The organism is Wolbachia endosymbiont of Cardiocondyla obscurior, from assembly GCF_902713635.1.
Classification (GTDB): Bacteria; Pseudomonadota; Alphaproteobacteria; order Rickettsiales; family Anaplasmataceae; genus Wolbachia; species Wolbachia pipientis.
In genome coordinates this window covers 1-14,844 of record NZ_CACTIU010000026.1, presented here as the reverse complement: position 1 = coordinate 14,844, position 14,844 = coordinate 1, and the positions used below count along the sequence as shown (strand labels likewise).

At 34.5% G+C, this 14,844-nt stretch carries 13 protein-coding genes and 1 pseudogene; 6 read left to right on the top strand and 8 right to left on the bottom strand.

What is annotated here, in order from left to right; translation table 11 throughout:
• Positions 1 to 165: 165 nt before the first annotated feature.
• Positions 166 to 348, bottom strand: coding sequence for a hypothetical protein (locus WOCAOBSORBRA_RS02855; RefSeq protein ID WP_174515886.1), 183 nt, complete (start codon positions 346 to 348; stop codon positions 166 to 168).
• Between the two features lie 21 nt (positions 349 to 369).
• Here WOCAOBSORBRA_RS02855 and WOCAOBSORBRA_RS02850 point away from each other — a divergent pair, with 21 nt between their 5' ends.
• The gene (locus WOCAOBSORBRA_RS02850) at positions 370 to 1,704 is read left to right on the top strand and encodes an alanine:cation symporter family protein (RefSeq protein WP_155968368.1); all 1,335 of its coding nucleotides are present in this window, start codon (positions 370 to 372) and stop codon (positions 1,702 to 1,704) included.
• A 118-nt stretch (positions 1,705 to 1,822) separates the two neighbouring features.
• Positions 1,823 to 4,501, top strand: coding sequence for a hypothetical protein (locus WOCAOBSORBRA_RS02845; RefSeq protein WP_174515885.1), 2,679 nt, complete (start codon positions 1,823 to 1,825; stop codon positions 4,499 to 4,501).
• Here the strand turns inward: WOCAOBSORBRA_RS02845 and WOCAOBSORBRA_RS02840 are convergent.
• From WOCAOBSORBRA_RS02840 to WOCAOBSORBRA_RS02820, 5 genes and pseudogenes are all read right to left on the bottom strand, one after another.
• Complete coding sequence (locus WOCAOBSORBRA_RS02840) at positions 4,493 to 5,089, bottom strand: Maf family nucleotide pyrophosphatase (protein WP_010082554.1); 597 nt, start codon at positions 5,087 to 5,089, stop codon at positions 4,493 to 4,495. The two genes, WOCAOBSORBRA_RS02845 and WOCAOBSORBRA_RS02840, sit on opposite strands and share 9 nt — an antisense overlap.
• A complete protein-coding gene (gene infA / locus WOCAOBSORBRA_RS02835; protein ID WP_007550159.1) occupies positions 5,067 to 5,330 on the bottom strand; it encodes a translation initiation factor IF-1 in 264 nt (87 codons plus the stop codon). The genes WOCAOBSORBRA_RS02840 and infA overlap by 23 nt, the downstream gene beginning before the upstream one ends.
• 112 nt (positions 5,331 to 5,442) lie before the next feature.
• Positions 5,443 to 7,920, bottom strand: a complete 2,478-nt coding sequence (locus WOCAOBSORBRA_RS02830) for a coiled-coil domain-containing protein (protein ID WP_174515884.1) — start codon at positions 7,918 to 7,920, stop codon at positions 5,443 to 5,445.
• A 251-nt stretch (positions 7,921 to 8,171) separates the two neighbouring features.
• Positions 8,172 to 8,900: pseudogene (locus WOCAOBSORBRA_RS02825) on the bottom strand (IS5 family transposase).
• Positions 8,901 to 9,003: 103 nt separating this feature from the next.
• Positions 9,004 to 10,281 (bottom strand): adenylosuccinate synthase, encoded by a 1,278-nt coding sequence (locus WOCAOBSORBRA_RS02820; RefSeq protein ID WP_070357042.1) that lies wholly within the window; start codon positions 10,279 to 10,281, stop codon positions 9,004 to 9,006.
• A gap of 180 nt (positions 10,282 to 10,461) precedes the next feature.
• Between WOCAOBSORBRA_RS02820 and WOCAOBSORBRA_RS02815 the strand changes: the two genes are divergently transcribed.
• Positions 10,462 to 12,066 carry a hypothetical protein gene (locus WOCAOBSORBRA_RS02815; protein ID WP_174515883.1) on the top strand — a complete coding sequence of 535 codons (1,605 nt, stop codon included), beginning with the start codon at positions 10,462 to 10,464 and terminating at the stop codon, positions 12,064 to 12,066.
• 51 nt (positions 12,067 to 12,117) lie between these two features.
• Here the strand turns inward: WOCAOBSORBRA_RS02815 and WOCAOBSORBRA_RS02810 are convergent, their stop codons facing one another.
• Together WOCAOBSORBRA_RS02810 and ccmC are read right to left on the bottom strand one after the other, a co-directional pair.
• Positions 12,118 to 12,534 carry a GNAT family N-acetyltransferase gene (locus tag WOCAOBSORBRA_RS02810; protein WP_083250453.1) on the bottom strand — a complete coding sequence of 139 codons (417 nt, stop codon included), beginning with the start codon at positions 12,532 to 12,534 and terminating at the stop codon, positions 12,118 to 12,120.
• 8 nt (positions 12,535 to 12,542) lie between these two features.
• Positions 12,543 to 13,253 (bottom strand): heme ABC transporter permease CcmC, encoded by a 711-nt coding sequence (gene ccmC / locus WOCAOBSORBRA_RS02805; RefSeq protein ID WP_010962525.1) that lies wholly within the window; start codon positions 13,251 to 13,253, stop codon positions 12,543 to 12,545.
• 135 nt (positions 13,254 to 13,388) lie between these two features.
• Between ccmC and WOCAOBSORBRA_RS02800 the strand changes: the two genes are divergently transcribed.
• The 3 genes from WOCAOBSORBRA_RS02800 to WOCAOBSORBRA_RS02790 are packed head-to-tail and all read left to right on the top strand — an operon-like array spanning position 13,389 to position 14,761.
• Complete coding sequence (locus WOCAOBSORBRA_RS02800) at positions 13,389 to 14,219, top strand: pyruvate, water dikinase regulatory protein (RefSeq protein ID WP_006280267.1); 831 nt, start codon at positions 13,389 to 13,391, stop codon at positions 14,217 to 14,219.
• A 49-nt stretch (positions 14,220 to 14,268) separates the two neighbouring features.
• Positions 14,269 to 14,397, top strand: a complete 129-nt coding sequence (gene ykgO / locus WOCAOBSORBRA_RS02795; RefSeq protein WP_006279631.1) for a type B 50S ribosomal protein L36 — start codon at positions 14,269 to 14,271, stop codon at positions 14,395 to 14,397.
• Between the two features lie 49 nt (positions 14,398 to 14,446).
• Positions 14,447 to 14,761: an FtsB family cell division protein gene (locus WOCAOBSORBRA_RS02790; RefSeq protein WP_010962526.1), complete on the top strand. Its 315-nt coding sequence runs from the start codon at positions 14,447 to 14,449 to the stop codon at positions 14,759 to 14,761.
• Positions 14,762 to 14,844 lie beyond the last annotated feature (83 nt).

Sequence of the window (14,844 nt, the reverse complement as noted above, 5' to 3'; positions counted from 1 at the left end):
AAAAAACAAGATTTTCAATAGGTTGCTTATAATCCTAACTATAGTTAGCCTTTCATAAGTAGCGATGCAACAAAGCCCACTGGGATCCAGATTGGACACTAAGTTGGTGAGTATAAAAGTAGCTAACCTTATGTTAAAACACAATATTTTTGGTGAGGGGTTGCATTAAAAGCTGGATTCCAGTGTCAAGCACTGGAATGACATCGTCTTAACATTGTACCATATTACAATGTTCGTACAGTTATGTGTCACGCTACTTGGATGACAAGAAAAGGTTTCTAGAATGACGGAAACGAAGTCATACATAGAAAATAGGTTAGGTATTTTCAATTTTTGTTGTATACTCAAATAAAAATCTCACTTTTACAGATGGATACAGTAAAGTTTGTTTTATTACTGCCAACAATATTACTCATGCTAGTTGCTGGTGTTTACCTATCGATTAAACTAAAATGGCTACAGGTATTTAGATTACCATACGCCCTTTCACTCCTTGGAGCTAAAAAAGGAGAAAATAAATTTTCTTCTATAGCCGCTCTGTTTACAATTTTAGGGGGAAATTTAGGAGTAGGAAATATTTCAGGAACTGCTGTTGCTCTAAAAACCGGAGGACCGGGCTCTATTTTGTGGATGGCGATAATTATTGTTATCACTTCTGTGATAAAATATGTCACTTGTTATCTAAGTATAAAAACCAGAAAGGAAAAGAACGGACGGTTTATAGGTGGCCCTGTAGCCTACATGGCTGATGCATTTAACTCTAGAAAAGCTACAATTGTGTTTCTAGTTGTTATGATAATGGTTTCAATAACAGTTGGTAACCTTGTTCAGGTAAATTCTCTATCAATACCACTTAACATGATAGATGTGCCTGTAGTCATTGGTGGCATTGTAATGGCCATAATATTTTTTGTTGTTGCAGCTCTCAGCTTAAAAAAAATTAAAATTTTTATATCGGCTATGATACCGATAATGACGGTAAGTTACCTCACACTTTGCGGTATCATATTATTTAAATTTAGTGAAAATATTCTTCCTTCTCTAAAACTAATAACAAGCAGTTTTTTTACAACTAGTAGCTTTAACTCTGGTTTATCTCTAGGTTTGATTTTAGAAATGTTGACTATTATTCAAGTTGGAACTTTGCGAGGTATTTTTGCAACAGATATAGGGCTTGGCCTCGAAGGAATCGTACATTCTTCAATTGTTCCTAAGAAAAATAATAATAAATTTATTATTGAACAGAGCCTAATCACAATAATATCGCCTTTTATAGTTGCATTCATAGTGTTTATTACAACAATGGTACTGCTTGTCACAGATTCTTGGGTCACTGATTTAGAGAGTACTAACATGTGCATATTTGCTTTTAGAAAAGCTATGAATTGGCCCTATATTGACTATTTAATTATGGCCATAATGTTTTGTTTTGCCTTTACTACTATTTTTACTTGGTTTTTTTGCTCAAAACAGACAATACGCTATGTGTCTATGGATAATAAATACACTAAAATCTGGGTTGTAATTTTTACCTTGATTATTCCGCTTGGTGCGATAGGTAAAGTTCAATTGCTATGGGATGTTGCTGATATTTCGATCGCCGCTTTGTTGTTTATCAACATACTCGCCATACTCAAACTAACTTCTCAAGATCCAGAAGTGTTTACTATGAGTGACAGATATTTGAAATTAGGCGCCAATTAAAAGTTGCCATCTGAGTAACAACACAACCTCCTTAATAAAAATTCAACCAATGCTTGTGATAATTATATTAGCTAGTATTAGCTAGAACTAAAGGCAGAGGGTTATTAGTGAGGGATATATGGGCACTAACGATACACAACAAGAACACATTTATAATGAGCGCATTCAAGAAATTTTTCCTTTATTTGATAAAATAAAAAAGGAAGACGACCCAATTTATAATGCTAGAGTTGATTTTAACACAGTAAAGTTTTTAACAAAACACGCCAACTGGAATTGGGACGAAGAAGAAAACAAAGATAAAGCATATGGAGTTATTCTTCAGAAATGCGACAAGACAAAGAAAGCTGGACAAGAGCTTGAAAGTGAAGTTAAAGAAAGGTTGAAAGAGTATGTTGATGATGTTGCAGGAGTTTCAATATACGGTAATCACGCAAGTATTACGCTGGGAGATGACAAAAAAGAGTTTAAAATCAGCGAATTTTTAAATAGTGATTTTTGTGAGAAGAATGAAATCTCGGGATTTTCAACATTGCATAGTGATGGAAAGAGCGGAATGCATGGTTTTGTTGCCGAGGAAGAAGGGAAAAAAATAAGACATTATGTCGTAACTGATGGTTCATATGAAATGACTTTAAAGTGGTATGCGGAGGGGAAGGAATGTAAGATCAAAATTAAGATTGATGCTAACGGTGTAGACCTTGTTAAAGGTGATGATTTTTCTCTAGAACGGTTAGAAGTAAACAGAGATGTAAAAATAGGTGGTTTATTCTTGCATGAAATACAATTCAGGGAGAAAGGACAAGGAAAAGTGAATGAGATGCAACATAGTAAAGACAGTAACGAGCTATCATCTGAAACTACGACAAGAATTGATGTTAATAGAGATGTTAGTGTTCAAGCTACTGATATAACTCGAAAAAAAGAAGATCACCATTCACATTTTGGACCACAATCTAACAGCAGAAGGCAGTCTTACGATAGCGGAATTGGAAAAGATTTTGACGATAAAATTAATTCTCAGGAGGCTAAAGAAAAGCGTGAGCTTAGACAAGCAGCACGAGAAGCAAATTCGGGAGGTCAAGTTTATAACCTACAATCGCTTTTTGAGGAGAATCCTCAGAACAAAAAAACTCCTCCGCCACTTCCACCTAGAACTAGTTCACTACCACCTAAAAAAGGTGTTTTCGATGAGCAAGGGGGAGCCAAATCTGGAAGCCAAAAACCAGATGACTTGCGCGAAAATGAGCAAACACCTAATAATCAGCAAAAAGGTGCAACTTCTGATTCTTCAGATAGTTCTACTTTCACCAAGTCTGTAAGCCACAATCAAGATAATAGGCAAGAAGATGAACGGTATGACAATCCTACATTTGGACATGCTGTACCTGGAAGCCAAAAACCAGATAGAAGTGAGCAAACACCTAATGATCAGCAACAACCTAAAACCCAGCAACAAGAAGGAAATAGCAAAGGCGATCTGTTACAAGACATCAGAAATTTCAAGAAAAACAACTTACGGCACATTGATGTTGATGATAGAAAAGCATCAATTGCAGGAAGTAGAAAAAATAACCCATCACCGTTAGAGACATTAAAGGACATAATTCCTTATTCATCTTCTCCAGATAACAGTGATAACCAAGATGCTAGTGATGCTAAGTGGAAAGAAAGTGAACAGCCGCTCTCTGCTACAGCACTCAATAATAAAAGTGACTCGGGCTATTCATCTCCAACTCATGACAATAATGAACAATCTCAAGTAAATCCTGAACAGTTAAAGAAGAGCTTAGAGAACATTGAACAAAGTGATCAAACTCCACCTGAAAATCTTCTTAAAGAAATCAGAGATAGATCACAGCAGGATAATAGAGGATTAAGGCAAGTTGATCCTACTGATAAACTGTCACAAGATAAAGAAGATGGATTGCAAAAAGACGATTTAGCAGATGTAAAAATAGTGGAAGGTCCAACTATTAGTGTCTCTGCTTCAACACCAAATAGTATAAGTGATTCAGGCTATATATCTCCAACTAATAGTGATAGTAAATCTCAAACAGATTTAAAACAGGTAGGAAGGAAATTAGAAGAACATATTAGACAAAGTAATCTAACTCTATTTGAAGAACTTAAAAATACATTAGGTCAAGAAAATCTCGGGTTAAAACCAGCTGATCAGAGTCAGATTAGCGAAGAAACTAAAAAACGCTTGAGAGAAGTTGGGTTGCTAAAAGACAGCTCAACAGACATAAAAGCAAACGATTCGGGCTATTCATCTCCAACTCATGACAATAATGAACAATCTCAAGTAAATCCTGAACAGTTAAAGAAGAGCTTAGAAAACATTGAACCAAAAGAAATCGGAGATACGAGTGAGTTAAAAGGAGCATTGGGAAACCCGGATAAAGGGTTAAGAGAACCGGCACAACAGGCTACTAAAGAAAATATTCCTAAAGATTCATTCTCAGAAAACATTTTAGAAAAGATAGGAGAAGGTAAACAATATGACCCTATACGTAAGTGGTTAGAAAAAACAGTGGCAGAACGAGAAAATAATGACACTAATCCAACTGTAGATAAAAATAGCGAACTATATAAATTACTAGAGAAAGATGAAGCACAACTGAAAGCTGGAGTAATAGAAGAAGAAAGAGGAGATACTTTAACAGAACACACTGATGGTTATGATCGCAATAGAATTGCATTAGCTAACAGAAATAAAAGACCACTAGATTGGGCTAAACAGGTTGCTGAGTCACAACAAAAAAAAGATACTAATAAAGGTATTTCAATATAAATTGAAGTTAAAATAATTGCTTAGCAAACAATAGGTTTCATGTAATGGTAACCCTATAACGGAAGAGTAGGAGCCGCGTAAGAACAATACGAACACTCCAGCTAGGCCTTGTATATTGCATCCCCCCGCCCTATTTTTCCACTCTTCTGATGCTAAATAATACTTAATTTCTTGTTCACTGAGACGTTTAAATTTCACTATTGTAACCACAGTCCTGATATGTTGTTTAGATTGATCGGGAGTTAATAGACATACACTGGTGTATACTCTATGCCTTCTTCCTGATAACAAGCGGATACATTTTTCTGCTTGCTCAACGTTTTCAGCTTTGAGCAATATCCTTCTACCACAAGCAACAACTGTATCAACACCAAGCACAAAATAATTTGGATTTAAACTTTGTATTTTCTCCGCTTTACTTTTTGCCATACGGATTGAGTAATCCTTCGGAAGTTCCTTTTTTAAAGGGGCTTCATCTATATCTGCTGGCAAAATTAAACCTGGCTCAATGTTTATTTGTTTTAGTAAAGCTATACGCCTTTTCGATGATGAAGCAAGAATAAGATTATTTAGAGATCGTTCTGTCACTTGTACCTTTAAGCCTTCTAATGATCCTACCCTTTCTCGCATTCCTATCGTAAATGCTCATCTCAACTAACACCCTATCCCCTATAATGATGCGTATTTTACTTCTTCTCACTTTCCCTGATACATGACAGATAATCTCATGTTCATTGTCCAGTTTCACTCTAAATTCTGCTGCAGGTAGTAAAGCAGTTACTGCCCCTTCCACTTCAAAAATTGTTTTCGATTTCTCGTCTTTTATCATATGTTATATTATAATTTAATAATCTTTTTTAGTCTACTATAGATTTTAAATTATTATCAACACAAAAGACCTTTTGCGCCCCACTTAAGTTGCAACTTAACCCCAACCATCTTCACAATGATACCCTACCTACGTTTCTACTCTCTGCCACCTTCTCAATAGAACTTATAGGACTTATGTTGAAAGATAAATCATTATCACAATTTTCTTCATCGCTATCAAGTCCACTATCAACGCTTAAAGATCTGAGTAATGTTGTCTTCTCTCTCAGTGGAACATAAGACTCATTATCAACGCTTGAAGATTTGGATAACCTTTTCTTCTGTCGTGGAGCATTACCAGACTCATTAGAAATTTCTCCCGTTAATTGATTGTTGGAGCTCCTTTGTTCATCAGCACGAATTTTTTCTTCCAGTCCATCAAGCATTCCTACCAATTCATCACCCCATTCATTTTCTTCTTCTAATAATTGTTTACACTTTTCTTTCTCACGCTCTAGCTCGTTTCTTAACTCTTCGACTTTATCTTCATCTTTAGTGAGTTCAAGTGTAAGCACCTTATCTCCTGGAAATTCCTCGTACTCGTTTTCTAGTTCTTCAATGTTGAGTTTTAGTCTCTCTTCTCCAAGTGTATCTTGTAAATCGCTATCCTGCCTATCTGATTCTTTAATCTTTTGCTCAATTTCTACTTGTACCTTATATTCCTGATCTAATTCTCTTAGCTGATCTTTCAAGCGCTCTTTCTGCTGGCGTCGTTCAACCATTATCTGTTCCGCATCTTCTCGTGCTTGATTTAGCTCTTTTTCCAAATTCTTCTTTCCTGCATTAACAATTTTCAGCTCTTCCTTTAGCTTTCTTTTTTCTTCATATACACCTTTAAGTTCTTGTGCTTTCCCTTGTAGCTCTTTTAACACACCTGCTAATTCTTCATTTTTTTGTGCCAGTTCAGTTTGCAATTCCGTGTTTTTTTGCTCCTCTTTTTCAAACCTGTCTTGTAAATTGCTATTCTGCTTCTCTAACTTTACAATTGTTTGATTAGCTTCTGCTTGGGTTGTTTCTAGTTTCTCCTGTAGTCGCTGATTTTCTTGTATTAATTCATGGTGCTTTTTATTTATCACTTGCAACCCTGCTTCTATTTCTTGCTTCAATTCAACAGCTTCTTTTTTCAAATTTGACATTTCTTGCTTCAATTCAACGTTTTTTTCGGACAGCATCTGATTATTTAAAATCAATTCATCCATTTGTTGTGAAGCAAATTCTGTCTGAGTTCCAGTGTGCTGTAAATTGACTTCCGTTTTAGTTTCGATTTGTTGTGAAGCAACTTCTGTTTGAGTTTCAGTGTGTTGTAAATTGACTTCCGTTTGAGTTGATGCATTGCTATTAATAGAAGGAGGAAGGCTATTGTCAGCATCAACTTTAGGGTCTAATTCCCCCTCTGGTTCCTCGCGATAGGCCGCTATAGACTCATTTTGAAAATTATTATTAGCAGTAGGTACAACATCAGCAGCCTTACCTTTTTCTAGTACAGCATCATATAAGGAGAGACCTTGAATATATAATTCATCGTTTTGCTTTATTAATTCTAAGATCTCATCCGATAGCACAAAATCTTCATCATTAAATTTTAGTACTTCAGTTATGCCATCGCTACTCACATTCATAATCATGGTACACATTTCGGATCCATCCTTTACAGGCCAAGTGCTTTTCATTTCATAATATGCGCCCTCTTTAAATTCATAATATCTTTCCTTACCTTTCCGATGAGCGTGTATTTCATGTTTTTTATTGCAATAGATATTCAGCTCTTTAATATCTTTCTCTTGCTGTAAAATGTCACTAATCCTGGTTTGCTCACTTCTATTGTAATTAATAAGATTGATATTCAAAACTCTATGAGTGTTATCAGTTTCTGTGTAATAAGCTCGAAACTCTACGCCTTTCTCTCCAAGATATTTACTTGCAGCTTCTTTTCCCTGCTCTGCCCACTTTATGCATTTATCTATATCTTCCTTAAAGCTCTTATTAGCAGACTCTGTTACTGCTTTATCTATGTACGTTTTTTTAAAATCTCCATCATTTATTAGGTCATAAAAACTCCACTTATCCCCAAAAGCCCTCTGCACGTAAGTGAAATTCTTTTTTTCCTTTAGTTTTCCTAAGAACCACACCTTTTCTTTCAGATTTTTCAGTTGAAAGCTTACCCTTGCCTTTACACTAGAGTTTTTGGCAGGAATACTAACTTCTTCTAATTCTTTAAGTAATTTGTTATTTTTTATAATTGAGGAGCAAAACTTTACAATAGCAGAATTTGCAAACGAAGGATCTTTTTTTATATCTTCATCAATAATTTCTTTAAAGCGTGCAAATTGAGGTAGAACATAAAAATTGATTATTTCTTTTTCTGATCTTGTTTTATTAGCATAAGAGATATCACCTAATTGTGAATATAACTCTTTTAATGTATAGTAGATAAGCGTAGAGTAATAAACCTCCCCATTCAGTGAAGTTGGTCCAATACACTTTTCAAGTTGATCACCTGTTTTTCCTGCCTCTGCTGTTTTTTCTTCTTTAGCCAAACTTCCAATCATAATACACCTCCTTAACTATATTTATATTATACCAATTAACATATATTAAAAGAAATCAAACTGTATAACCTCGCCCTACACTAACTTTTATGATTACTTAATTGTGTAAAAATAACTGCAAGTGTTAAACTTGAGCTTTTATTTTTCATTATACATTTCTTACTACATGTTTATACTGCTGTCTTGCATAATAGACTATTCGAAGTTACACAAGTATTTTTTTTATTAGATAAGAGTTAGTAAGAGCCTGTTCATAATTTTTTCAGAAGTAAGGCAGTGAAAGCCAGAACTACCATTTGTAGGCTAGTATTGAGTTTTCGCTCACAATTTTTCCACAATCTTCTACATTTTTCTAACCAAGCAAAAGATCGCTCCACAACCCATCTTTTGGGCAATACAACAAAGGAACGTAATTCATTTCTTTTGATCACTTCAACGGTTGCACCAATAATCGTTTTTATTTGAGTTACAAAATTCTCTCCAGTATAGCCTGCATCAACCAGTACATTTTTAACTCCCGAGAGGTTTTCTTTTGCATTTTCGACCATTCTCACAGCACTGCTACGGTCAGTTATCTCTGCTGTTGTTGTATAAATTGCATGCTTGCGTATCTACTGCAATACGGCCCTGAAATCTTCTTGCCTGCATCATAGCTTCAGCAGTATCTGCATTTTTTATACTCTGTGCATCAATTATGCAGAAGCTTTTCCGACCATTGTTTTGTCGCAATTATTTTTTTTTAATACCAGCTCCAGAACACTTTCTTTATTTACATCTGGTTTTTCACTCCACTTCTTAAAATAGTCGTAACAATTGCGCCATTTTGGGAACTCTTTTGATACCATTCTCCACTGGCAACCACTTTTTAACACGTATAACACTCCACAAAATATATCATGTAAATCAAGTGTTCTTGGTTTTGTCTTCTTTCTGCAAGATTCCAGATCTGCTACAATAATCTCAAACTTTTCTCGACTTATGTCACTTGGTTATAAACTTCGCATATCCTACTTTATATACTTTATCCTCTCACTTTATCTCTTTTTTGAGATTACGTACAGGCTCTAAGATACAAAGACGTTTTCAGAAATCTTTAAGCTTAATAACATCCTCTCTCTTTGGACTAGTTGAGATTAGATGAATTGGTACACCTATTAATTTTTCTAACCCTTCTATATATTTTATTAAATTGATAGGCAATGTTTCAATCGACCTTTTACCTTGAGTGTTTTCTTTCCAGCCAGGAAACTCTTCATATATTGGCTCTAATTCCCCTTGTATTGAATGCGATGCGGGTAAATAATCATACATTTTTCCGCTATACTTGTAACCAGTGCATATTTTAATTGTATCAAAAGAATTAAGCACATCTAATTTGGTTAATACAATGCTTGAAACTCCAGAGAGTTGTACGGCCTGGCGCACTAAAACTGCATCGAACCATCCGCAACGCCTTCTTCTATTGCTCACTGTTCCAAGTTCCTTACCTATAGTAAACAAGCTATCTCCTACTTCATTTTTCTGCTCAGTAGGAAATGGGCCATTGCCCACTCTTGTTGTATAAGCTTTTACCACACCAATAATGTAAGCATTGGAGGATAACCCTGAGCCTGTTATTGCTTGCGATGCTACAGTATTACTTGAAGTAACAAAAGGGTAAGTTCCGTGGTCGATATCTAAAAATGCGCCTTGGGCACCTTCAAATATTATTTTCTTACCTTCTTTCATCAAGTCATTTAATATCTTCCACACAGGTTTTTTATATGAAAGAATTTTTTCTGAAATCTCTTGAATTTCCTTTAATATTTCTTCTTTTTTAACCACCTGGTAGTTAAGGCCTTTCCTGATAGCATTGTGGTAATTCAAAAGAGTATCCACTCTTTTATTGAGCTCATCTGCGTTTTCTAAGTCACAAAGGCGTATAGCTCTCCTTCCAACTTTATCTTCATAACATGGCCCTATCCCTTTGTTTGTTGTACCAATTTTGTGATTTCCATTTAAATCTTCAAATAGCTTTTCCTTGTCCTTATGTATGCTCAGTATTAATGGACAGCTCTCGGATACCATCAAGTTGTTATAGTTTACGTCTACTCCTTTAACTTTCAATGACTCTATTTCTGAGATTAGAGCGTGTGGATCAAGAGCAACGCCATTTCCTATGATAGATATTTTGCCTGGCCTCAAAACAGCAGAGGGCAGTAAATTTAATTTATAAACCTCATCATCTACTACTATAGTGTGCCCTGCATTATTTCCTCCCTGAAATCTCACAACTACATCTGCATTCTCAGAAAGATAATCTACTATTTTACCCTTGCCTTCGTCACCCCATTGCAGACCAACAATTACAATGTTATTCATCATTATTTTCTAGATTAATACATAAATATTAATGCAGTACGCTACAAATGGAAAGAGAAATCTACGCCTTTCCTACACCCCTTAAATAAAGAAATATACTGTCGATTTTCTTAATATATTACCAAATTATTCATCATTATATGATATAACTTACAGCATATTTACAGTAAGGTGTTATTTATGAAAGAGACAAAAGGAAAAAATAATAAGAGTCCAGTAGTTAGATTAAAGGCCACAGCTAAAGAGTTCAATTTTAGTAAATTAAGAGCAGATCAAGATAATAAATTAGCGAATTCCGGTGAAACAATGTTCTTAGATTTTCAAAGGATGAATTTTATTATTAACGGAAAAGAAATAGATAAAAATCTTATTATTGCATTTAAGGAAGGAGCTAAGCACCGCAAAAGCGAACTTTTTAATAGTGATGATATATATAATGACGAAATATTTAACAAAAAAGGAACAAGAGAAATAGATACGGATCATGGCAAAGCTTTTGTTGCTTCAGTACTCGAAGATATTGAGAAAGAGCTTGTAAGTAATGCATTGGGTGAGCTATGGAAAAATCACTGTGAAAATTCCAAAACTGCCAATCATCAAAAAACCGATTCATATAAGAAAGAATTTGAAGAATTTTACAATGCTGGCCAAAGGTATATCCATCTATTACCAACAGAGAAAGATGAAAACAAGGATTACCGTTCCTTTGCAAAAGAAGTTTTCAAAAAAATGTTCAGATACGCTGGGGCAGAAGTTCCAAGTGATGCTATTTTAGAAGAGCTAGTTACCAATTGTAATCAAGCAGGGTATGAGGCTGCTCCATTTATACAAACCCAACTTGCACTTGGACAGTCGTTCATAGTAGAAAATCCTAAAAAAGTAATAAATATTGATTGTGCTAACCAAAATAATGTGAGAATTAGATCTGATATGAGGCTACCAATACTCTCTGTTAAAAATCAAGTTATGCATGGCGATAAGATATGTAATCTGTCTAGTTCATTGGAATTTACAATTGAATCTCACAATGGTGAAGACTTTGTAACATACAGAGATGGTAAATTGTCACTTACTATTCCTAAAGAGTTAAAAAATTATAAAGATAATGGCAAGAGCTTGTTTGACATTATTAAAGAATATTTTCAGAAATTCTGTGCAAAATTAGGATTTAAACCTGAGACAAAAATACAAATAGAGCATGGCTTCGGTGCTCAAAGTAACTATTTAGATGGTACAATATCAACCACAGGATCAGATGCAAATGAAGAATTTATCAATCTTTTAAGCGAAAATCTCAGAGAGAGGTTATTGGGGTCAGGAGTTGCTCTAGAAGATGAAGATGTTGATGATGTTGTTGAAGTCAGAGTATCTACCGTTATAGATCTATTGAGTGATTATGCTAAATTGGAAGATAATAAAGAACACAGAGAGTTATTAATAAGTAAAGTAGCAGATAATTTAGGACTTTCCACTCAAGATAAAACAGCACCAGAAGTATTGATGGAATTAGGCTCTTTACCTTCTTTGACAAAAGGTCAGGTTAATCATAATCAAGTGCAGTCTGTTGTAAATACTTTTATTAAGTTAATTATTGAAGGGAAAAGCGAAGTATACAAAAAAGGAGGTGCGATTAATGCAATTGATGCAATTCATAAGGAGATAGATAAGGCAATTGTTGAGCAAGAAAAAAAAGCAACCAACAAACAAGATATAGAAAATGATAAATGGACAGATAGAATCAAAAAACAGAATTATTCTGCGGAATCACATGAACATTTACCTTAAAGATATTAGTAGGCTCTTTAAATATTTTAGAGTTCATGGTTACAACGGTTGCTATTTTACAGTGCATCTCACAACACTTTCTTCAAAAATATACATGTTAACATACCCTGGACGTACAAGATCACACTTATACCCAAGCTTTTCATAAAATACTTTCGCTTTTTGAAAATTCATGGTTGCAACGGTTGCTATTTTACAGTGCATCTCACGACCATAATCATGAACTTCTTCCATTAGCTGCTTTCCCATACCTTTTCTTCTATAATCAGAGTGCACCCAAAGCAAGTCAGTGTAAATTGAACCATAGATAACAAAACCGCTACAACCTACAATAATTTGTTCAGTATCATCGCGAATAAAAAAAGCAAATGGGTTACACGTACCTTTATCAACGGTTTCTTCATTAATCTTTTTGAGTAGGAATTCAATGTCTTTGCTACTTGGTGATGTGGTGTGTTCTATTTTCATCTCTCGGCCTAATACCGCATACTGATTTCTCTCTTTATCTTATATAAATTAATTAAGTAAAGTGAATACAGTATCCACACTACTAAAAAAAATGTGGCACAAAACATAAACATTGCAACCAGTGGCAACAGCAGGGAACTTTCTATTGCTATTCCACCTTTTCTCAAAATGCTTGCTGGCTGATGGAGAGTGGACCATAAATTCACGGAAAATTTTACTATAGGAATATTTATAGCACTAAAGATGGCAAATACTGCTGCTGATTTTTCTGCCCTCGCTTCATTATCAAAAGCGCTCCACAATGAAAGGTAGCCAACATATAGGAAAAATAAAATCAGCATTGAAGTAAGCCTTGCATCCCATACCCACCAAGTGCCCCAGGTTCCTTTTCCCCAGATGCTGCCTGTGATTAAGCATATTGCCGAAAAGACTGTCCCTGCAGGAGCAGCAGCATGTGCCAAGACACTAGCAATGCTATTGTTCCATACCAATGAAATGAAACCAAGTGATGCAATTAATCCATATATTCCAAGAGCAAGCCATGCAGAAGGCACATGAATGTACATGATTCGTACAATTTCTCCTTGTTTATAATCTTCTGGAGAGAAGAATAACGCCAAAGACATTCCAATTAAAAAACATGCGAAACAAATAACCCCAAGCCAAGGTAGAGCTTTCTTAGAAAAATAAGAGAAATTTGTAGGCTTTAATAAAAACATTCGTTTTGAGAATAATTGTGTTAAGAATTTACCAATTAGTTTGAGTTTTATCAACAGGATAGTTTTTCTATATTTACGTAGGTCAACAAATTAGCATAATTTCAGTAGCAGATTGCTAGCTATTATTTTTAGTATATGACCCTTAAAAAGCTTAATCTACACTTAGTATCAGATTCAAGTGGTGAAACTGTTATATCAGTTGCAAAATCAGCTCTGAAACACTTTCGTTCTGTAGAAACGATCGAATATGTTTGGTCTTTTGTAAAAGGAGAAGAGCAGATTGACAAAATTCTGGAGGAAATTAATAGGAAAAGTGATGAGCATAATTTTGTTATATGCACTATTACTGATGATGAGCTAAGAAAATATCTAAAAGATAACTGTATAAAGTTGAAAATTCCCTATAGAGCAATATTATCACATATTATTAGAGAAATTTCGTCTTATCTTGAAATTGAAAAAGACGAAAAGCTTGACTTGCATACTGAGATAAATAACGAATATTTTCAGCGCATTGAGGCAATAAACTACACTATTAATCATGATGATGGACAAAATATTCAAGATATTGATAAAGCAGATATAATTTTGGTTGGAGTTTCACGTACATCAAAATCTCCCACCAGTACGTATTTAGCTTACCGAGGCTATAAAGTTGCAAATATTCCTTTTGTTAGTGGAGTACCCTTTTATGTTGACTTGGCAAAATTAAAAAATAAACTAACGATAGGGGTAACAATAGACGTAAGTAGGCTAATAGAAATACGCAAAAATAGACTTACTTCAATTAACAACGAAGATAATAATATATATGCTAACCCTGAGAAAGTAGAAAAGGAAATTAAAGAAGCAGAGGAGCTCTTTAAACAGAATAACTGGCCAATTATCGATGTCACGCAAAAGTCGATCGAAGAAGTATCAGCAACAATTATACAATATTTTAATAAAATGTTATCAATTGACTAACTCTTGATAAGTGATTATAATGTAAAGTAATTTAATTCTTACTATAGATATGAAAGTCAAAGGGTCGCTAAAATCTCATCGTAACAGAGATAAAAATTGTAAAGTTGTGAAAAGGGGTGGTAAGATTTACATTATAAATAAGGTAAAGCCAAGGTGTAAAGCGCGTCAAGGTTCTTAGCTTTTTGTTCACCTTTTCATGTTATATATTTTTTATATGTGAAAGTACGGTGCTTATATCTAAAAAGAAGCAAAAGTTACTGTGTTTAAGCGCAGCCTTACTCATTTCTTCCCTTACATTATATTTCAGCATTAGCACAATTACAGGTAAACGTGGCTTATTGACGTTAATCGATTTAAAAAAAGAAATCGAGTACAATAAACTTTTGCTAAAGGATGTCTCTTCTGAAAAGGAAAAGTTGGACAACAAAGTATTTGGCTTATATGAAAAAAGCTTAGATTTAGATCTGCTTGATGAGCAAGCAAAAAATGCTTTAGGTTATGTGAACCCTAATGAACTTATGGTTGTTCTTGACGTGGAATAGCAGTAGTGACCTTACCCAGAAAAAGTGGAGAGAAAGAAAAGAGTTTTTTTGGGTAAAATAAAATTTTGGAGGATTAGAAATGG